This window comes from Geothrix limicola, from assembly GCF_030268085.1.
Taxonomy (GTDB): domain Bacteria; phylum Acidobacteriota; class Holophagae; order Holophagales; family Holophagaceae; genus Geothrix; species Geothrix limicola.
Window position 1 is genome coordinate 97,795 of the sequence record NZ_BSDE01000002.1, and the last position, 18,470, is coordinate 116,264.

The window sequence follows — 18,470 nt, forward strand, 5'->3', positions numbered from 1 at the left end:
GCCAACGCATGCGTCGGCGGGGATCTTACGTCGCGTTCATCTGGGGCTCCCCTCTTCCTTTCCAAGACTGTTTCCCGATCGTTCGAGGTCGACCTCCGCGTACCATCCCTTGTTCAGGATCCTGGTGCCGTAGGGCGCCGACAGCTTCTGCATCAGCGCGATGATCTCGCCGGACCTCCGGGTGCTGGCCAATCGCGGCACGCCGTAGAGGGGACCCTCGTCGTCGATGGTGACGGGCAGCAGCTGGATGCGCTTGAGCTTGCCCTGGTTCAGGATCATGCGGACCATCACCGTCTCCATCACCTCGCGGGAATCACGGCGGTCCCACACGGAGCCGTTGGGCACCTTCGGCATCTCGATATCGCGCTGGTGCAGGATGTCCGCGGGGATCCGGTCCGGGGTGCGGTACTGGTAGATGAAGTCGCCCAGGCTGTAGAAGATGGGGCGCCCCTTGTGGATCTCGATGCCCCGCAGCACGTGCGGTCCGGTGCCGATCACCAGGTCCGCCCCGGCCTCGATGGCGCGGCGGAACATAATCTCCTCGTTGGGCGGCGTGGTGTCCTGGATGCCGTGGGCGCGATGGTGGGTGACATCGTGGTTGTGCAGGGACACCAGCAGCAGGTCCGTCTTCCGCCGGGCCAGGAGGATGTCCTCCTCCATGGCGGCCACGTCCGATTCCAGCGGGCCCTCCACCTTCTCCACCTTGCCGTCGCGCATCGCCAGGATCACGGCGGGGTCGATGGTGGCCAGGGAAGGCGCGCTCGGATCCTTGCTGCGGTACTTCGCGGTCCAGTAGCGCATGTAGGAGAGCAGCGACACGGTGGTCCTGTGCCCCGCCAGCTCCGTGCGGCCCGGCGCGTGGGCCTCGGCCAGGGTGGCGCCCGCGCCCGCGTGCGTGATGTTGGCCTGGTCGAGGGCCTGGAGGCATTCCTTGAGACCTTCGGGCCCGAAATCCATGGCGTGGTTGTTGGCCTGGCTTACGAGGTTGATGCCCGTGCGGGCCAGCTCCCAGCGGAAGTCCCTGGGTGCCCGGAAATTGTAGAAGGGCCGCTGAAGGTCCGGCCGGTCGTTCAGGGAGAACTCCATGTTCGCGTAGGCGACATCGGCTTCCTGCATGAGCCGGAAGAGGCCCGCCCGCTCCGGTTCCGCCAGTTGGGTGATGGGCTGGTTGAAGATCAGGTCGCCCACGGCGGTGACGACGAGGTCGCCCGGCTCCTCCTTCAGCAGTTCCCCGATGCGGCCCGGCCAGTCGATGCGCTCGGGGGGCTCCGGCGGATGGATGCGCCGCTGGTAGACGGATCGCGGATCGTCCTTCATGGCCCCGGCGGGCGCCTGCGCGCCGCAGGGGGAGGCCGCCAGGGCGAGCAGCGCCACCGCCAGGCGCAGGTTTCGATGGTTGCGGGCCGTCCCGTCCATGGCGCTCCCCGGATGCTGAATCATGGTATGCCTATTTTTATTTCATTTTTAAATCATGTGCAAAATATTTTGTGCATGCTCATCTCTAGAAACAGCCGTTCTATCGTGGAGACATGACCAAGCACCCCGACTACTGGAACCGCATCTACGAAGACGAAGGCCGCCCGGGCTGGGACATGGCCGGCGCCACGCCCCTGGTCCGCGAGCTGCTGGACCTGGCCCGGCCCCTGGGTCTGCAGGCGGGAGGTGACCTGGTGGTGCCCGGCTGCGGCTACGGCCACGATGCCGCCGAACTCGCGGCCGAAGGGTTCCGCGTCACGGGCCTGGACTTCGCACCGCTGGCCATCCAGGGCGCCACAGAGCGCTACGGTGCGAAGGTGGCGTGGCATCAGGACGACTGGTTCACCACGGCCCTCGGCCCCTGGGATGCCATCTTCGATCACACCTGCTTCGTGGCCATGGACCCCGTCCGCCGCCCGGATTACGTGAAGGCCTGCGCCGCGCACCTGCGCCCCGGCGGGCTGTGGATGGCCGCGCTCTTCCACGAGGTGAAAGGCCCCGCGGGGCCGCCCCACGCCATCTCCATGCCCGAGATGCGCGCCCTCGCCGAAGCACACTTCGACGTGCTCCACCTGGCCGAAGCCACGGCCAGCCATCCCCGCCGGGCCGGCCGGGAATTCCTGATGGTGGCGCGAAGGCGCTAGCTCGAAAACGCCCGAGCGACACGTGACGGCGGTCTCAGGCGACGGCGCCCCGCGCCACTAGAATGGCCCATGCTCCGGAGGGGACGATGCGCGTGGATCTGCGGTCCTTGGTACTCACGTTGGGCTGCCTGGCCGGGCCGGTGGCCTTCGCCCAGGCCCCGGAAACGAAGCCCGATCCCTGGGCGCCCATCCGCTTCATGGCCGGCGCCTGGCGCGGCACGGCCTCGGGGGAGCCCGGCGAGGGCACCGCAGTCCGCCGCTACGAGTTCATCCTGCAGGACCGCTTCCTCCACGAGCGCAACACCTCCACCTTCCCGCCCCAGGCGAAGAACAAGGCCGGCGAGGTGCACGAGCATTGGGGCTTCTTCAGCTACGACAAGAAGCGGAAGACCCTCCTGTTCCGCCAGTTCCATCAGGAGAGCTTCGTCGTGACCTACGCCTTCAACCCGGCCCTCAGCACGCCGGCGAAACTCGTCTTCGACAGCGAAGCCTTCGAGAACATCCCCAGCACCTGGAAGGCCCGGGAAACCTATGAACGGATCTCGGCAGACGAGTTCACCGAGACCTTCGAAGTCGCTCAGGCGGATAAGCCCTTCGCGATCTACAGTCGCAACCATTTCAGGCGCGAACGGCCCTGAAGCCCACGCTCAGTTCAGGATCTTCGGCGGCAAGGATGGGCCCGCCTCCCCCTGGCCGCGGGTGGCCACGAACACGGCCACCGTCCACGTGGGGGCGATGTCCACGAAGGGCAGGAGCTTCGTGAGGAAGGAGGGCAGAAAGGCCCAGTGGAATCCCACCAGGGCCCACAGCACCCCCATGGTGACGAGGTCCACACCGCCCTCCATGAGCCACACCGGTGGCCCGCCCGCCTCCACCGGAGCCGTGGCCAGCTGGATCGCATCCACCGTGATCGCAACAGCCCATGCGGCGCGGATGCGCGTCTTGCTGAGGGGGCGATGGGCGGACATGCCCCAAGTCTAGCGGTCCCGAAGGTCCACCGCGATCCCAGCTAGGATGGAGCCCGGAACCGACATGACCTCCTCGCGCACACCCGATTCAAGCCGACCTTCCCCGACCATCCGCGGCCTCTTCTTCGATTTCGGCAACGTCATCTGCACCTTCGACAACCGCCGGATCCTGAGGGCCCTGGCCCCCCTCTGCGAACGGACCCCGGAGGCCCTGGAAACGCTCATCTACGGCTCCAGCCTGCCCAGGGCCTACGAATCCGGCGCCATCGATTCGCGCACCTTCCTGGAGGGACTCTCGGCCCTCTGCGGCCATGCCTTCGATGAAGCGACCTTCATCCGCGCCTTCACGGACATCTTCACGCCCATCCCCACCACCTTCGCCCTCCTCCGGCGCTTGAAGGGCCGCTACCGGCTGGGGCTCATCTCCAACACCAATCCCTGGCACTTCCAGCACGGCATCCAAACCACCGAGGTCTTTCCCCTTTTCGAGGCCGTGACGCTTTCCCACGAGGCCCGGGCCCTCAAGCCCGATCCGCGGATCTATCGGGACGCGCTGAACAAGCTGGGCCTGGATCCCGGCGCCTGTGTCTTCATCGACGACATTCCCGCCTTCGCCGAAGCCGCCACCTCGCTCGGCATGCACGGCCTGGTCTATACCGGGCCCGAGGCCCTGGAAGCCGATCTGGCGCGGCTGGGCGTGGAGGTCTGAGCCGCCGGGTTCAGCGGCGCGCCTTCCCCGTGGCCCGCTCGATGCGGATGCGGAGCACCGCCGTGCGGAAGAGATCCTTGTCGATTTCGCGATCCACCAGGTCCGGATGGGCCGCCGCAAAACGCAGGCCCAGGGCCCGCAGGGCCGCGCGCTTTTCCGCCTCGTCCTCCAGCAGCTCGGCATGGCCGAAGACGATGGCGCTGGCATAGCGCGTGGCGAGTTCCAGGGGCAGGGCCTCGGCCTCAGTGACGACGCAGTACGAGACCTTCGGATTGAAGGCCAGGTTCTCGAGCTTGTGGCCCTTGGTCGCGCAGTGGACGATGAGGGCCACGTCCACCACTGCATGGTTCACGGGCACGGCGTAGGGCCAGCCATCCGCGTCGGCGGTGGCCAGCACGCCCCACTCCGCCTCTTCGAGCAGACCCAGCGCCTCCGCCTCGTCGAGGGCCCGGTCCCTGCGGCGCATGGGGTGTTCGGGTGGGTTCAGGCCCGCTTCTGTGCGATCCAATTCAGCGCCTCCAGGGGAGTCATGCGGTTCAGATCCAGGGCCTCCAGCTCGGCCCGCAGGGGGTCGGGTTCCGCCTCGAAGAGGGGCAGCGCGGGCTGCAGCACCGTGGGAGCCTTCAGCGGCCCTTCGGGTGCCTGGGCCAGGAGGCGCTGGGCCTTCTGGATGACGGATTTCGGCAGGCCGGCGAGGCGCGCCACCTGGATGCCGTAGCTGCGGTCGGCAGGGCCCTGGGCGACGCGGTGGAGGAAGTGCAGTTGCTCTTCCCACTCCTGCACCTCCACGTGGAGGTTCTGGATGCGGCTGTCGTCCGCCAGCTTGGTCATCTCGAAGTAGTGAGTGGCAAACAGCGTGCGCGGGGCCCCGCCCTTGAGATCGCGCAGGAACACGGCGATGGCTTCGGCCAGGGCGAGGCCGTCGCGGGTGGAGGTGCCGCGGCCGATCTCATCGAGGATCACCAGGCTCGCCGAGGTCGTCTGGTTGAGGATCCGCGCCGTTTCCGTCATCTCCACCATGAAGGTGGATTGGCCCTTGGCCAGCTGGTCCGAGGCGCCGATGCGCGTGAAGATGCGGTCCACGAGGCCGAAGCGCATAAGCTCCGCGGGCACGAAGGAGCCGGTCTGCGCTAGCACCACCAGCAGGGCCGCCGTGCGCAGGAAGGTAGACTTGCCGCCCATGTTGGGGCCCGTCACCACGGCCATGGGTTGGACGGCGGTGAACTGCAGATCGTTGGGGATGCACTCGCGTCCGAGACGCGATTCCAGCATGGGGTGGCGGGCCGCGGCCAGCACCAGCTCCCGCTCCTCGCCCAGTTCGGGCCGCGTCCACCCAGAGAGCCGCGCCCGCTCGGCCAGGGCCGCCAGCACGTCCAGCGCGGCGACGGCCCGGGCCAGGCGCGTGAGTTCCGCGCGGTGCTCCAGCACGAGGGCCAGCAGGCGCTGCAGCTGGATGGCCTCCAGCTTCACCTGATCGCTTTCGGCACTCAGCAGACGCTGCTCGAAGGCCACGAGCTTTTCGGTGGTGAAGCGCTCGGCATTGGCCAGGGTCTGCTTGCGGAGGAAGTGGGCGGGGGCGGAAGCCAGGTTGGCCTTGGTGATCTCGAAGTAGTAGCCGAACACACGGTTGTACTTGATCTTCAGGCTCTGGATGCCGCTGGCCGCGCGCTCTTCTTCTTCCAGCTCCAGCATCACCTGCTTGGCGTCTCGGGCCAGACGGCGCACGGCATCCAGTTCGGCGTCCACGCCTTCGCGGATGACGCCGCCCTTCTCCAGATCCAGCGGTGGCGCCTCGGCGAGGCAGCGCTGCAGCTCCAGCAGCAGCGGCGTGCAGAGGGGCGTGTCGGCGGGCCACAGGCCGAGATCCGCGACCTCAGAGGCCCAACCCTCATCCTGGATGCGGGTCGGCAGCTTCTGGAGCACCGCCAGGCCCTCGCGCAGCTGGGCGAGTTCGGGGGGCGTGGCGAGGCCCATGGCCACGCGACCCAGCAGGCGGTCCAGGTCCGGCACCTGGGCGAGCAGGGTCTGGATGGGCCCGCGACGGCGATCCTCCGTGAGCCAGCCCACCTGGGACCAGCGACGCTCCAGCGCCGAACGATCCCGCAGGGGCTGCTCGATCCAGGCCTTCAGCAGGCGCGAGCCCAGGCGCGTGCGACACTGGTCCAGCAACGCGAGCAGGGATCCGGCCCGTCCGCCGTCCATGCCGTTGGCGAGGAGTTCGAGGTGCCGTGCGCTGGTGGCGTCCACCAGGGGACCCGAGGCGCCCAGTTCCAGCGACACGCCCTGCAAGTGCGCGGGCCGGCCCTTCTGGGTGGTCTCCACGTGATCGAGCAGGGCCGCCAGGGCGCCCAGCGCCGCCGGATAGGGATCCAGACCGATGCCCTCCAGGTGCTGCCAGCCGAAAAAGGCGAGCACCTGCTGCTTGGCGCGGGAGGGCTCGAAGCGCCAGGCGGGCAGGCGCGTGCGGGCGGCTTCAAGATCAGCCAGATCCTCGGCGCCTTCGGCCAGGATCAGCTCCTGGGGGCCCAGGCGATCCAGCGTCGCACGAAGCGCTTCTTCACCTTCGCCGGGCAGCACACGCAGGGCGCCCGAGGCCAGTTGAAGCAGGGCCAGGCCCCAGGTCTGCCCCGTGCGGTGCAGGGCGCAGAGCCAGCGGGCGTCGTCGTCCAGCCAGGTGCCGGGGGTGATGATGCGCTTGATGGCGCGGGGCAGCAGGCCCTTGACCTCTTCGGCCTTGGCCGTGGGCTCGGCGATGGCCGCAGAAAAGCCCGCCGCCAGCAGCTTCGGCAGGTACGAATCGAGCGCGAAGTGGGGCACGCCGCACATGGGCGTTTCGGATTCCGAGCCCTTGCCCCGCAGGGTGAGTGCGATCTCCAGCACCGGCGCGGCCCGGACGGCGTCCTCGCCCAGGATCTCGTAGAAATCCCCCATCCGCGTCAGCAGCACGGCCTCGCCCGCCTCGCGCTTGAGGCCCGCGATCTGCTGCATCATCGGTGTGGACATGACTGGGCCCTTCTTGAGGTAAGGAATGAATTAAGCGGAGGGTCGCGGAGGTGCGGAGGAAAGCGGAGAAACACGGGAATTCAGGATCCGCTTGATGCCACCTTCTTTCATGGGCCAGCGCCAGAAGTTCAGAAGGAACCCGAGCCGTTTGGAGGCACAGCGCATATAGGTCAGAAGTTGGGCTTCATGGAAATCGGTAAGATGTTCCACCGTTTTCAACTCAAGCACGATCTCATTCTCGACGAGCAGGTCCATCCGGAATGCAACGGGAATCTCGATTCCTTCGTAATGGATCCCAAGAGGTGTTTGGCGGAGGACCTGGAGTCCCGCTCTTTCCAGTTCATGGGCCAGGCAAGCTTCATAGGCGCTTTCTAGCAGGCCCGGGCCAAGGCTACGCTGGACTTTGATGGCGCATCCCAGGATCACCTCCGTGAGGGCTTCCCCCTCCAGGCCTCCGCTTTCCTCCGCCACTCCGCTTTCCTCCGCTTAGAACCATTCCTTACAACTTCGTGCGCCCCGACGGCTGAATCAGAGGACGAACCTCCGATCTTCCCACAGGGCCCCCGGGACCTGAAACCCAGGCACGCCCATGTGATGCCCAAGGGTTCGATTCGATGGCAGGATGATGGCCATGGAACGCGTCGAGTGTGTCGTCATCGGAGCGGGTGTGGTGGGCCTGGCCTTGGCCCGGGAGCTGGCGATCCGCGGCCGCGAGGTGGTGGTGCTGGAATCAGAGGACCGCATCGGCACGGGCATCAGCTCGCGCAACAGCGAGGTGATCCACGCGGGGATCTACTACCCGGCGGGCTCGCCGAAGGCGCGCCTCTGCGTGGCGGGCAACCGGGCCCTCTACGCCTACTGCGCGGCCCACGGCGTGAACCACAGTCGCTGCGGCAAGCTCATCGTCGCGACGGATGATTCGCAGATCGAGGCCCTGCGCCAGCTCCGCGGCCGGGCCGAGGCCAACGGCGTGATGGACCTGCAATGGCTCGACGCCGCCGAGGCGCGGGCGGTGGAGCCGCGCATCCACTGCGCCGCCGCCCTGCTCTCCCCCAGCACCGGCATCGTCGACAGCCACGGCCTCATGCGGGCGCTCTGTGCGGAGGCCGAGGCCGCGGGCACGGCCCTCGTGCTGAAGAGTCCGGTGCTGGGCGGGCGGCCCACTTCGGAAGGTTTCGAAGTGGAGGTGGGCGGCGAGGAGCCCATGCGCCTGCTGGCAGACCGCGTCTTCAACTGCGCCGGGCTCGGCGCCGTGCCGCTGGCCTGGCGCTTCGAGGGCACCCGGAAAACCTCCCTTCCACCCCTGCCCACACGATGGGCCAAGGGGAACTACTACAGCCTGAGCGGCGCCGCGCCCTTTTCCCGACTGGTCTATCCCATTCCGTCGCATGGTGGCCTGGGCGTTCACCTCACCCTGGATCTCGCTGGACAGGCCCGTTTCGGCCCCGACGTGGAATGGGTCGATCGCGAGGAGTACGACGTGGATGTGCGCCGCGCGGAGGGCTTCTACGCCGAGGTGCGCAAGTACTGGCCCGAACTGCCCGAAGGCGCCCTGCAGCCCGCCTATGCGGGCATCCGGCCCAAGCTGCACGGCCCCGGCGAGCCGGCGCCGGACTTCCTCATCCAGCGGGAAGACGCCCACGGCCTGCCCGGCCTGGTGAACCTGCTGGGCATCGAATCACCGGGACTCACGGCCGCCCTGGCCCTGGCCGCCGACCTGGCCGGCTAGCGGATACCCTGGGGCATGGACGCGCCCCCGCCCTCCGAAGCCGCCTCCGCCACGCCGGCGGAAATCTCGCTCTGCCTGGAGCTGGCCCGGGCCTTCCAGGCCTACGGCATTCCCGCGCACCGCTTCGAGGATGCCCTGGCCCGCGTGTCGGCGCGGCTCGGCCTGGACGGCCAGTACTTCGCGCTGCCCACGGCCTTCTTCGCCTCGCTGAGCCAGGGCGGCCAGCACTGGACCTTCATCCAGCGCAGCGCCGCGGGAGATACGAACCTCGAGAAGCTGTCGGACCTGCAGGACACGACGGATGCCCTCATCGAAGGCCGCCTCACGGCCCCGGCCGCGCGGGACCGCGTGCGCGAGATCCTCGCCGCGCCGGACCGCTGGGGCCCGCTGCTGACGGTGCTCTGCTTCGGGCTGGGCTCGGCGCCGGCCGCCATGTTCTTCGGCGGCGGCTGGCGCGAGATGGTGCTGACGGCCGTCCTCGGCGCGCTCGTGGGAGTGACCGCAGTGCTGCTCGGGCGCGAGACGGGCCTGGCGCGCCTGGTCTATCCCGTCTCGGGCACGCTGGTGGGCTTCCTCTCCCTCGCCGCGGCCTACCGCTTCCCCCACGTCTCGCCCCAGGTGCTGACCCTGGCGGGCCTCATCGTGCTGCTGCCGGGCCTGCGCCTGGTGGTATCCATGAATGAGCTGGCCACAGGCAACCTGGTGGCGGGCACGGCGAGATTGGTGGATACGGCCATGATCTTCCTGTCACTGGGCTTCGGCGTGGCGCTGGGCCAGCGCCTCGCGAGCCCACTGCTCGACCAGGCCCTGCGCGGGACGCCTTTGCTCCTGCCCGCCTGGACCACCCTCCCCACCCTGCTGTTGGCGGCGGCGGCCTTCGTCGTGATCTTCAAGGCGCGCCCTTCGGACCTGCCTTGGATCTTCGCGGCCTGCACCCTGGCCTTCTACGGCACACGCCAGGGCGCCGTGCTGCTGGGACCCCAATTCGGCGTGGGCCTTGGCGCCTTCGCCCTGGGCCTGGGCAGCAACCTCTACACCCGCATCAAGCGCCGCCCCTCCGTCGTGACCCTGCTGCCGGGCCTGATGGTGCTGGTGCCCGGGGGCCTCAGCTTCAAGGGCCTCGAATTCATCATCCAGAAGCAGCTGGTGGTGGGCCTGGACACCGCCTTCCAGGCGGTCTTCGTGGCCATCGCCCTGCTGACGGGCCTGCTGCTGGCCCACGCGGCCGTGCAGCCGAGAACGGCGCTTTAGAGGAGAACCCCGCCGCCACCTCCGCCTTCGGGGTGGCCGAAAGGCAAGAGCCGACTATGCTAGGGGACCCACCCCATGACTGATCGCGCTCCGGATCCCCAGCAGCCACTCCCCGGCTTTCCGGGCCTTGATGACGACTGGACGGCCGAGACTCCGACGACCGGATACGAGGCCACCCGGCTCTGGCGGGCCCATGACGACTCCTCCCGCGGCGATTCAGGCGCCCCCGCCCCGGGCCTGGGCCGCAATGAACTCCTGGCCCGCTTCCCCCTGCGCGAAGGGGGGCGGTTCGAGAATCCCGAGGTCGTGGGGGAGGGCGGCATGGGCGTGGTCTACCGCGCCTTCGACCAGCAGCTGCAGCGCACCGTGGCCCTCAAGTTCCTCAAGCGCCTCGAACCGGAGGACACGGCCCGCTTCCTCCAGGAGGCCCGCGCCCAGGCCCAGGTCGAGCACCCCAACGTCTGCCACATCTTCGAAGCCGGGGAGGCCCATGGCCATCCCTACCTCGTCATGCAGTTCGTGGACGGCCCCACCCTGCGCGACGCCCACAAAGATCTCGACCTCCAGACGAAAGTGGAGATCCTCCTGCAGGTCGCGGAGGCCCTGCACGCCTGCCATCGCGTGGGCATCGTGCACCGCGACGTGAAACCCGGCAACGTGATGCTGCGGAAGGTGGACAGCGGCTGGCATCCCTACGTCATGGACTTCGGCGTGGCGCGGGACATGGACGGCGCCTCACGCACCCACACCCACGCCATCATGGGCACCCCCACCTACCTCAGCCCCGAGCAGGCCGAAGGCCGCGCCGACAGGGTGGACCGCCGCTCGGACGTCTACGCCCTGGGCACCATGCTCTACGAGTGCCTCACGGGCGTGCCGCCCTTCCGGAACGAGACACCGCTCACCCTCATGCAGAGCATCGTCGGGGAAGAACCCCTGCCGCCCTCCCGCCTGGCGCCCGATATCCCGAGGGATCTCCAGACCATCGTCCTCAAGGCCCTGGAGAAGGATCCCGCGCGGCGCTACGACTCCGCCCGGGCCTTCGGCGAGGACCTGCGGCGTTTCCTCGACGGCGATCCGATCCTCGCGCGGCGGCCCTCCCTCGCCTATCGCGCGGGCAAGCACTTCCGCAAGAACCGCGCGGCGGCGGGACTCCTCGCCCTGTTGATCCTGGCCGCCGGCTACGGCCTGATCTCCACCCTGAGGGCCCGGTCGCAGGTGGGCTTCGCTCAGGAGCTCGCCCAGCAGGTGGAGCGCCTCAACAGCCGCATCTTCCAGGTGCGCAGCCTGCCCCGCCATCCCACGGGGCCCGAGCTTCGGGAAGTCCGCGCCGAGCTGGCCCGCCTCCTCGCCGAAACCGAGCGCCAGGGCCGGTGGGCCCAGGGGGCCGCCCGCCTAGCCCTGGGGCGGGGCTACCTGGCCCTGGGCGATCTGGAGAAGGCCCGCGTCCAACTGGAGGCGGCCCGGAGGGCCGCGCCCTGGGATGCCAATGCGGCCCAGGCCCTGGGCACAACCCTCGCGCGGCTCTACGTGGGCGAGCTTGAGGGACTCCACGGCCAGGCCCTCGAAGAACGCCGCAAGGATCTGGCCCCCAAACTTCGCGATCCCGCTCTGGCCCTCCTGCGCGAGGCGCAGGGCCGCAGCCTGGAGGGCTCGGCCTACGCCCGGGGTCTGCTGGCCCTCGTCCAGAACCGCTACGACGAGGCGCTCGGCCAGGCGAAGGAAGCCCAGGCCCAGCAGCCCTGGTTCCCCGAACCCTGGCTGCTGGAAGCCGAAGTCCGGAAGGAGCTTTCCGCCAACCTGCTCGCCACCGGGAAACGGGAGGAGGCGCTGGCCCAGATGGAACGTCAGGGGGCCTGCATCGCCGCCGCGCAGGACCGCGCCCGCAGCTCCCCGGAGCCGCTGGTGGAGGAGGCCCAGCGCCGTTTCGCGCTGCTGGGCCTGAAGCTGGATCAGGGCCGGGCCCTGCCGGCGGACCGCGCCTGGGCCCTCGAACCCGTCCACGAGGCCCTGGAGGTGGACGCGGACCATTGGCGGGCCTACAGCTACGGCACCGCTATCCACCGCCGCTGGGCCACCTACCTGCTGAACCGCGGCGAGGACCCCAGCACCGACCTGGACGCGGCCGCCTCGAACGCCGAGAAGGCCCTGGCCCTGCGTCCCGCCGAAGCCTCCCTCTGGGTGAACTGGGCCACCGTGCTGCGCAACCGGGCCGAGCTGGAAATGGCCCAGGGCCGGGATCCCGAGCCCTTCCTCATCCGGGCCGAGGCGGGGCTGCAGAAGGCGCTCCAGCAGCCGCGGCTGCACGACTACCTCCTCGATGCCCTCGGCAACATCCACGCCCTGCGCGGCGAACGCCGGCTCATGACCGGGACGGATCCCGCCACCGAGGTCAGGGCCGCCGCCGACATGCTGGAGGCCGCCTCCGCCCTGCACCCCTGGGTGGGTCATGACTTCAGCGAGGGCAGCGCCTTCCAGACCCTGGCCCAGTACCAGGCCTGGACGGGCGCCGATCCCCGCCCGGCCCTGGGGGAGGCCCTCCGCTGCCACCGGAAGGGCCTGGCGCTCCAGCCCTCCTCCCGCCAGTCCCGCCTCGGCCTGGTCGGGGCCCTCCTGGATCGCGCGGCCGCCGACCTGGACCAGGGCCGCGACGCCGCCGCCGACCTGGCGGAGGCGCGGAAGGAAGTCGACAAGGCCCTCGCCCAGGGGCCCGGCGATCCAGAGCCCCTGGCCGCCAAGGCCCGCGAGCGCTTCCTCTCGGCCCTGGCCACGCAACCGCGAGCCTCCGCCCAGGCCCTGGCCCGCCAGGCCCTGGAGCTCCATGGACGGGCCGTGGCCGCCGCTCCCGGCAACCCGGGCCTGCGGCTCGCCTGGGGCGCCCTGGCCCTCGAAGCCTCTCGCAACCTGAGGCTGCCGTTGGATCCCCGGGCCTCCACCGCCCTGCGGGCCACCGCCCAGACCCGTCCATGGGACGGCTGGGCCCAGCTCCTGGAGGCGGAACGCCTGCTGAAGGAAGGGAGGGGCGGCGAAGCCCGCGCCCTCGCGGCGAAGGCCCTCGGCCTGAACGCCGCCCTGAAACGCGAGGCGACGCGGAGGGGCCTGGCTTGAACGGCTAGTCCGGCAGGGGGCAGTCGCGGAAGAGCAGCAGCTGGCCATCCTGCCCCTTCTTGAGCACCTGGATGTAGCGGGCCTTGTCCGTCTGCACCTTGCCCTCGGCCTCGCTGGTCATCTCGTAATGCCCCTGGTCCAGGATGGCGTCGCCCATGGGGTGGGATTCCTCGGAGACGATCTTCATGGCCTTCACCTTCATGCCCTTGAACATCCCGGTCATGAATTCCTGGATGGCGGCGCGGCCCTTCAGGGTGGTGCCCTTGAAGAAATACAACTGGGCATCGTCGGTGTAGAAGGCGGCCACCGCGGCGGCATCGCCCCTCAGCATGGCGGCGGCGAAGGCGTCGTTCACGGTGTCCACCTTGGCCTTCAGGGCCGAATCGGCCGCTAGCGGCAGGACCAGCAGGGCGGAAAGCAGCAGTGCACGCATGGCATCTCCTTGGGAAGCGGCCTCAGCATGCGCTTTATTGATTGAGACTCAACGCTTCTTTTAAGAAAAAACCAGCTCAACAAGAGCATCCGCCTCCTTGGGGAAGGGCTTGAGCTCGAGTTCGTTTCAAAAAATGAAGAAAATATTAGTGCATTAACATCAAATTTGAATCATCCTGGACCCGAGGTGTTCCATGTCCCTCCTCCCCTTCACCCAGAAAGCCAATGACGCCCTCGTGGCCGCCCAGCGGCGGGCCGCACAGGACCAGCATCCCGAGCTCGTGCCCCAGCACCTGCTGGGCGCCCTGCTCGCCGCCGAAGCCGGGCTCGGCCCCCTGCTGGAGCGGGCCAGTCTGACCCCGGAATCCGTCCAGGGTCTGGCCGAAGCCGCCGAAACCCTCATCGCCAAGCTGCCCCGGGCCGTGGGCGGCGCCGAGCCCCAGGTCGGCCCCGCCTTCCGCCACTTCCTGGAGGTGGCCAGTGACACGGGCCGGGGCCTGGGCGATCGTTTCCTCGCCACGGACGCCCTCTTGCTGGCCCTGACCAATGCCCACACGGACGCCAAGCAGGTGCTCGAGCGCTTCGGGCTGGATCGCAAGAAGCTGGAGACGGCCATTCGCGAAACGCGCAAAGGGTCGAAGGTCGAGGACGAGAAGGCCGAGGAGAAGTTCGCCAGCCTGGAGAAGTACGCCAAGGACTATACGGCCCTGGCCGCCGCCGGCAAACTCGACCCCGTCATCGGCCGCGACGAGGAGATCCGCCGCGTGCTGCAGGTGCTCTCGCGGCGCACCAAGAACAATCCCGTGCTCATCGGCGAGCCCGGCGTGGGCAAGACCGCCATCGTGGAAGGCCTGGCCCAGCGCATCCAAAAACGCGACGTGCCCGAAAGCCTCAAGGGCCTGCGCGTCATGGGCCTCGACATGGGCGCCCTCGTGGCCGGCACCCAGTACCGCGGCCAGTTCGAGGAGCGCCTGAAGGGCGTCATCCAGGAGGTTGAAAAGGCCGAAGGCCAGATCGTACTCTTCATTGATGAGCTGCACCTTCTCGTCGGCGCCGGCGCGGTATCGGGCGGCATGGACGCCGCCAACCTGCTGAAGCCCGCCCTGGCCCGCGGCGAGCTGCGCTGCATCGGCGCCACCACGCTCGACGAGTACCGCAAGCACATCGAAAAGGACGCCGCCCTGGAGCGCCGCTTCCAGCCCGTGTTCGTCGAGGAGCCGGGCGTCGAGGACGCCATATCGATCCTGCGCGGGCTGAAGGAGCGCTACGAGCTGCACCACGGCGTGCGTATCCAGGACGCGGCCCTGGTGGCCGCCGCCCAGCTGAGCCATCGCTACATCTCGGATCGCTTCCTGCCGGACAAGGCCGTCGACCTCATGGACGAGGCCGCCAGCGCCGTGCGCATGCAGATCGATAGCCGGCCCACGGAGATCGACGTCCGCGAGCGCCGCGAGATGCAGCTCCAGCTCGAGCGGCATTCCCTGACGAAGGAGAAGGACGCCGCCAGCCGCGCGCGTCTGGCCGATCTTGAAAAGGAGCTGGCCGAACTGAACGAGGAGCTGGGCCGGCTCCGCGCCCAGTGGGAGAACGAGAAGAAGGTCATCGAGGGGGCCCGCGCCTTCCAGAAGAAGCTGGACGACCTGCGCATCGAGCTGGACCAGGCCAAGACGAAGGGCGAGTACGAACGGGCCTCCCGCCTCGAGTACGGCGAGATTCCGGCCCTGGAAAAGCAGCTGGCGGCCACCTCGCCCCGGGAGAGTGCCATGCTGCGCCTGGAGGTGGGTGAGCCCGACATCGCCGCCATCGTGAGCCGCTGGACCGGCATCCCCGTGAGCCGCATCCTCGAGGGCGAGGTGGAAAAGCTCCTGAAAATGGAGGCCCGCATGGGCGAACGCGTGGTGGGCCAGGATCCGGCCCTCATCGCTATCGCCGACGCCCTGCGCCGCAACCGCGCGGGCCTGGGCGATCCCAAGCGGCCCATCGGCAGCTTCCTCTTCCTGGGCCCGACGGGTGTGGGCAAGACGGAAGTGGCCCGGGCCCTGGCGGAATTCCTCTTCGACGACGAGAACGCCCTCGTGCGCATCGACATGAGCGAGTTCACCCACGAGGCCGATGCCACGCGTCTCATCGGCGCGGCGCCCGGCTACGTGGGCTACGAAGAGGGGGGCCGCCTCACGGAGGCCATCCGCCGCCGCCCCTACGCCGTGATCCTGCTGGACGAGATGGAGAAGGCCCATTCGCGGACCTTCGACCTCTTCCTCCAGGTGCTGGAGGATGGCCGCCTCACGGACGGCCAGGGCCGCACGGTGAACTTCCGCAACACCGTCGTGCTCATGACCACCAACCTGGGCAGCCAGGCCATCTTCGATGCCGGCGGCGATCCCTCCAAGGCCGAAGCCGCCGTCCAGGCCGCCCTGCACGGCCACTTCCGTCCCGAATTCCTGAACCGCCTCGATGAAGTGGTGATGTTCCGCTCCCTGAGCCGCGAAGACATGAAGGCCGTGGCCCGCATCCAGCTGAAGCGGGTGGAGGCCCTGCTCCAGGCCCAGCGACTGGAGCTGGAGGTGCCCGAGGCCGCCCTCGACTGGCTGGCCGCCGAGGGATTCGATCCCCATTTCGGTGCGCGCCCCCTCAAGCGCCTCGTCCAGCAGGCCGTCGTGAATCCCCTCTCCCGCCTGGTCCTTCAGGGCCAACTCCAACCCGGCGGCCTGGCCCGGCTGGCGGTTCGCGAGGGTCAACTCGCCGTCGAGATCGAGGCCGTCCAGTAGCGCTCGGCGCGGCCTAAAGTTGCACAGGAAAAACCTTAGCCTTCGACTGATACATCTGACTGCATAAAACTTGCCCCGTTTGCCTCGCAGTCCGATAGGGTTCGGGTACCAGGAGTCTGCGTGCCCCTCACTGCCCCCATCCCCATTCTCATCGTGGACGATGAGGCGGATCTCCGAAACCTGCTGGTGGAGGCCCTTCACGACCAGGGCTATGCCGCGGTCGGCGCCGATGGCGGAGCCCAGGCCCTGGCGCGGGTGCATGAGCAGCACTTCCCCGTGATCTTCACGGATCTGAACATGCCCGGCGGGCTCTCGGGCCTGGAACTGCTGCGGGCCATCCACGACGAGGACCCCCAGGCCATGGGCATCCTGATGACGGGTTACGCCACGACGGAATCCGCCATCCAGGCCCTCAAGCGCGGAGCCTACGACTTCATCCAGAAGCCCTTCAAGCTTGCCGAGATCGAGGCCAGCCTGGAGCGGGCCCTGGAACACTACCGCCTGCTGCGCGAGAACGAGGAGTACCAGCAGAACCTCGAACGCATGGTGGAGGCCCGCACCCAGGAGATCCTCGGGCTGAAGAACGACATCGAGCGGCTCTTCGAAGGCTTCGTGAACGCCTCCGTGACCGCCATTGAAGCCCGCGATCCCAGCACCTCCGGCCATTCCAGCCGCGTGGCCGACCTGACCGTGGGCCTGGCCGAGGCCGTGAACAACACGCCCAACGGGCGCTACGGCGAACTCTACTTCAATCCCATCCAGATCCGCGAGATCCGCTACGCCAGCCTGCTGCACGATTTCGGCAAGGTGGGTGTCCGCGAGCAGGTGCTCGTGAAGGCCAAGAAGATCGAGGGGGAACGCCTCGAAAGCATCTTCCAGCGCCTGCACCAGCGCACCCTCGAAGCCATGCGCGACCGCATGCTCGATTCCTGGAGCAAGGGCCACAGCTTCGATCACGACACCGTGGGCAGCCTCCTCCACCAGCAGGAGGTGGAGTCCCAGCGCCTGATGGAGCTGGTGCGGCGCAGCAACGAACCCACCATCCTGCCTGAAGAGGTGGCCCAGGAACTGGACCTCCTGGAAGACCTCACCTTCCAGCACTGGAGCGGGGATCGGCGCACCCTCATCGAGCCCCATGATCTGGACCTGCTGAAGATTCCCAAAGGCAGCCTCTCCGCCAAGGAAAGGCAGGAGATCGAAAGCCACGTCTCCTATACCTACAAGTTCCTCAGCCAGATCCCCTGGACCACCGAATTGGCGGGCGTGCCCGAGATCGCCTGGGCCCACCACGAGCGGCTGAATGGCAAGGGCTATCCCCGCCAGCTCAAGGAGCCCGACATTCCGGTGCAGAGCAAGCTCATGGCCGTCTCCGACGTCTACGACGCCCTCACGGCGGCGGACCGGCCCTACAAGGCCGCCGTGAGCATCGAGCGCAGCCTGCAGATCCTGGAGCAGGAGGCCAAGGTGAACCTACTGGATGCGGAGGTGCTGAAGATCTTCCTCGAGGCGAAGATCTACGAGCGGACCATCGGCTGGGGGCGGACGCCATGATCCAGGAGCCCATCCTCATCGTGGATGACGAAGCGGATGTCCGCACCACGCTGCTGGAGGCCCTGCGAGACCACGGATATTCCGCGGAGGCCGTCCCCAGCGGCGAGGCCGCCCTGACCCGCATGGCAGAGCGCGCCTTCCCCGTCGTCCTCACGGATCTGCATATGCCCGGGGGGCAGACGGGCCTGGATCTCATCGGCGCCATCCGGCATCACTTCCCCGACACCCTCTGCATCCTCATCACCGGCTATGCCACCCTCGACACGAGCATCGAAGCCCTCAAGCGCGGCGCCTACGACCTGATCCAGAAGCCCTTCCGCCTCGGCGAAATCGAAGTCGTCCTGGACCGGGCCCTGGATCACGCGAGCCTGCTGCAGAAGCTCCGTGCCTACCAGCAGGAGCTGGAATCCCGCATCCTCAGCCGCAGCCAGGATCTGCAGGCCGCCCACCAGGAGGCCCTCGCCCTCTGCGACCTCAGCCTCCAGGGGCTCGACGCGCGTTCGCCCGCCGCCGCCCTCGATCCACTGTTGGACCGCCTCTGCCTGCACTGGGCGCCGGGGGGCCTGGCCTGCTACAGCCATCAGGAGGACGGCAGCCTCCGCCGCCTGCTCGCCCGGGGCCCCCTGCCCCTGCCCGCCAAGCTGGAGCGGCCCCGGCCGGGCCCACTGGTGGCGCCCCACTTCGGATACAACGAGGAGCACCTCCTCCCCCTGGGCAACGCCGGCTGGCTGTACTTAGGCTTCAAGGAGCGCTCCACGTTCTCCGAAAGCGATCAGACCTTCCTGCTGCTTGCCCGCCACCTGGAGCTGGCCCTCCGGGTAAGGTGAGGGG

Annotated in this window: 15 protein-coding genes; 9 read left to right on the forward strand and 6 right to left on the reverse strand. The window is 68.5% G+C overall.

Going from position 1 to position 18,470, the window contains the following annotated elements:
• Window positions 1–36: 36 nt before the first annotated feature.
• Window positions 37–1,416: a CapA family protein gene (locus tag QSJ34_RS06190; protein ID WP_285571806.1), complete on the reverse strand. Its 1,380-nt coding sequence runs from the start codon at window positions 1,414–1,416 to the stop codon at window positions 37–39.
• A gap of 113 nt (window positions 1,417–1,529) precedes the next feature.
• Here QSJ34_RS06190 and QSJ34_RS06195 point away from each other — a divergent pair, with 113 nt between their 5' ends.
• Window positions 1,530–2,120 carry a methyltransferase domain-containing protein gene (locus QSJ34_RS06195; RefSeq protein ID WP_285571808.1) on the forward strand — a complete coding sequence of 197 codons (591 nt, stop codon included), beginning with the start codon at window positions 1,530–1,532 and terminating at the stop codon, window positions 2,118–2,120.
• Between the two features lie 86 nt (window positions 2,121–2,206).
• Window positions 2,207–2,758 carry a hypothetical protein gene (locus QSJ34_RS06200; protein WP_285571810.1) on the forward strand — a complete coding sequence of 184 codons (552 nt, stop codon included), beginning with the start codon at window positions 2,207–2,209 and terminating at the stop codon, window positions 2,756–2,758.
• A 9-nt stretch (window positions 2,759–2,767) separates the two neighbouring features.
• Here QSJ34_RS06200 and QSJ34_RS06205 read toward each other — a convergent pair whose 3' ends face one another.
• Window positions 2,768–3,088, reverse strand: a complete 321-nt coding sequence (locus tag QSJ34_RS06205; RefSeq protein WP_285571813.1) for a hypothetical protein — start codon at window positions 3,086–3,088, stop codon at window positions 2,768–2,770.
• Between the two features lie 64 nt (window positions 3,089–3,152).
• Between QSJ34_RS06205 and QSJ34_RS06210 the strand changes: the two genes are divergently transcribed.
• A complete protein-coding gene (locus QSJ34_RS06210) occupies window positions 3,153–3,797 on the forward strand; it encodes an HAD family hydrolase (RefSeq protein WP_285571816.1) in 645 nt (214 codons plus the stop codon).
• Window positions 3,798–3,807: 10 nt separating this feature from the next.
• On the opposite strand, the gene QSJ34_RS06215 is transcribed toward QSJ34_RS06210, so the two are convergent.
• Genes QSJ34_RS06215 through QSJ34_RS06225 form a run of 3 tightly spaced genes read right to left on the reverse strand, consistent with a single transcriptional unit; the run spans window position 3,808 to window position 7,271 of the window.
• Window positions 3,808–4,305: a pyridoxamine 5'-phosphate oxidase family protein gene (locus QSJ34_RS06215; RefSeq protein ID WP_285571819.1), complete on the reverse strand. Its 498-nt coding sequence runs from the start codon at window positions 4,303–4,305 to the stop codon at window positions 3,808–3,810.
• Window positions 4,281–6,800 carry a DNA mismatch repair protein MutS gene (gene mutS, locus QSJ34_RS06220; protein WP_285571822.1) on the reverse strand — a complete coding sequence of 840 codons (2,520 nt, stop codon included), beginning with the start codon at window positions 6,798–6,800 and terminating at the stop codon, window positions 4,281–4,283. Before mutS ends, QSJ34_RS06215 begins: the two co-directional genes overlap by 25 nt.
• Before the next feature lie 30 nt (window positions 6,801–6,830).
• The gene (locus QSJ34_RS06225; RefSeq protein ID WP_285571824.1) at window positions 6,831–7,271 is read right to left on the reverse strand and encodes a GxxExxY protein; all 441 of its coding nucleotides are present in this window, start codon (window positions 7,269–7,271) and stop codon (window positions 6,831–6,833) included.
• A gap of 160 nt (window positions 7,272–7,431) precedes the next feature.
• On the opposite strand from QSJ34_RS06225, the gene QSJ34_RS06230 reads away from it, so the two are divergent.
• The 3 genes from QSJ34_RS06230 (at window position 7,432) to QSJ34_RS06240 (ending at window position 12,888) form a co-directional block, all read left to right on the forward strand.
• Window positions 7,432–8,529 carry an NAD(P)/FAD-dependent oxidoreductase gene (locus QSJ34_RS06230; RefSeq protein ID WP_285571827.1) on the forward strand — a complete coding sequence of 366 codons (1,098 nt, stop codon included), beginning with the start codon at window positions 7,432–7,434 and terminating at the stop codon, window positions 8,527–8,529.
• Between the two features lie 15 nt (window positions 8,530–8,544).
• Window positions 8,545–9,780, forward strand: a complete 1,236-nt coding sequence (locus QSJ34_RS06235; protein ID WP_285571830.1) for a threonine/serine exporter family protein — start codon at window positions 8,545–8,547, stop codon at window positions 9,778–9,780.
• Between the two features lie 75 nt (window positions 9,781–9,855).
• Window positions 9,856–12,888, forward strand: coding sequence for a serine/threonine-protein kinase (locus QSJ34_RS06240; RefSeq protein ID WP_285571833.1), 3,033 nt, complete (start codon window positions 9,856–9,858; stop codon window positions 12,886–12,888).
• 4 nt (window positions 12,889–12,892) lie between these two features.
• Here the strand turns inward: QSJ34_RS06240 and QSJ34_RS06245 are convergent, their stop codons facing one another.
• A complete protein-coding gene (locus QSJ34_RS06245; RefSeq protein WP_285571836.1) occupies window positions 12,893–13,321 on the reverse strand; it encodes a YybH family protein in 429 nt (142 codons plus the stop codon).
• Window positions 13,322–13,514: 193 nt separating this feature from the next.
• On the opposite strand from QSJ34_RS06245, the gene QSJ34_RS06250 reads away from it, so the two are divergent.
• The 3 genes from QSJ34_RS06250 (at window position 13,515) to QSJ34_RS06260 (ending at window position 18,466) form a co-directional block, all read left to right on the forward strand.
• The gene (locus QSJ34_RS06250) at window positions 13,515–16,088 is read left to right on the forward strand and encodes an ATP-dependent Clp protease ATP-binding subunit (protein WP_285571839.1); all 2,574 of its coding nucleotides are present in this window, start codon (window positions 13,515–13,517) and stop codon (window positions 16,086–16,088) included.
• 120 nt (window positions 16,089–16,208) lie between these two features.
• Entirely contained in the window at window positions 16,209–17,639 is a 1,431-nt protein-coding gene (locus tag QSJ34_RS06255; protein WP_285571843.1) for an HD domain-containing phosphohydrolase, read from the forward strand.
• On the forward strand, window positions 17,636–18,466 hold the full coding sequence (locus tag QSJ34_RS06260) for a response regulator (protein ID WP_285571846.1): 831 nt from the start codon (window positions 17,636–17,638) through the stop codon (window positions 18,464–18,466). Before QSJ34_RS06255 ends, QSJ34_RS06260 begins: the two co-directional genes overlap by 4 nt.
• Window positions 18,467–18,470: the final 4 nt, after the last annotated feature.

What these genes read in the sequence shown, in the direction of transcription:
- QSJ34_RS06200 (WP_285571810.1), top strand. Translation starts at nt 2,207, where the DNA reads ATGCGCGTGGATCTGCGGTCCTTGGTACTCACGTTGGGCTGCCTGGCC.
- QSJ34_RS06245 (WP_285571836.1), bottom strand. Translation starts at nt 13,321, where the DNA reads ATGCGTGCACTGCTGCTTTCCGCCCTGCTGGTCCTGCCGCTAGCGGCC.
- QSJ34_RS06190 (WP_285571806.1), bottom strand. Translation starts at nt 1,416, where the DNA reads ATGGACGGGACGGCCCGCAACCATCGAAACCTGCGCCTGGCGGTGGCG.
- QSJ34_RS06235 (WP_285571830.1), top strand. Translation starts at nt 8,545, where the DNA reads ATGGACGCGCCCCCGCCCTCCGAAGCCGCCTCCGCCACGCCGGCGGAA.
- mutS (WP_285571822.1), bottom strand. Translation starts at nt 6,800, where the DNA reads ATGTCCACACCGATGATGCAGCAGATCGCGGGCCTCAAGCGCGAGGCG.
- QSJ34_RS06260 (WP_285571846.1), top strand. Translation starts at nt 17,636, where the DNA reads ATGATCCAGGAGCCCATCCTCATCGTGGATGACGAAGCGGATGTCCGC.
- QSJ34_RS06195 (WP_285571808.1), top strand. Translation starts at nt 1,530, where the DNA reads ATGACCAAGCACCCCGACTACTGGAACCGCATCTACGAAGACGAAGGC.
- QSJ34_RS06230 (WP_285571827.1), top strand. Translation starts at nt 7,432, where the DNA reads ATGGAACGCGTCGAGTGTGTCGTCATCGGAGCGGGTGTGGTGGGCCTG.
- QSJ34_RS06250 (WP_285571839.1), top strand. Translation starts at nt 13,515, where the DNA reads ATGTCCCTCCTCCCCTTCACCCAGAAAGCCAATGACGCCCTCGTGGCC.
- QSJ34_RS06205 (WP_285571813.1), bottom strand. Translation starts at nt 3,088, where the DNA reads ATGTCCGCCCATCGCCCCCTCAGCAAGACGCGCATCCGCGCCGCATGG.
- QSJ34_RS06210 (WP_285571816.1), top strand. Translation starts at nt 3,153, where the DNA reads ATGACCTCCTCGCGCACACCCGATTCAAGCCGACCTTCCCCGACCATC.
- QSJ34_RS06240 (WP_285571833.1), top strand. Translation starts at nt 9,856, where the DNA reads ATGACTGATCGCGCTCCGGATCCCCAGCAGCCACTCCCCGGCTTTCCG.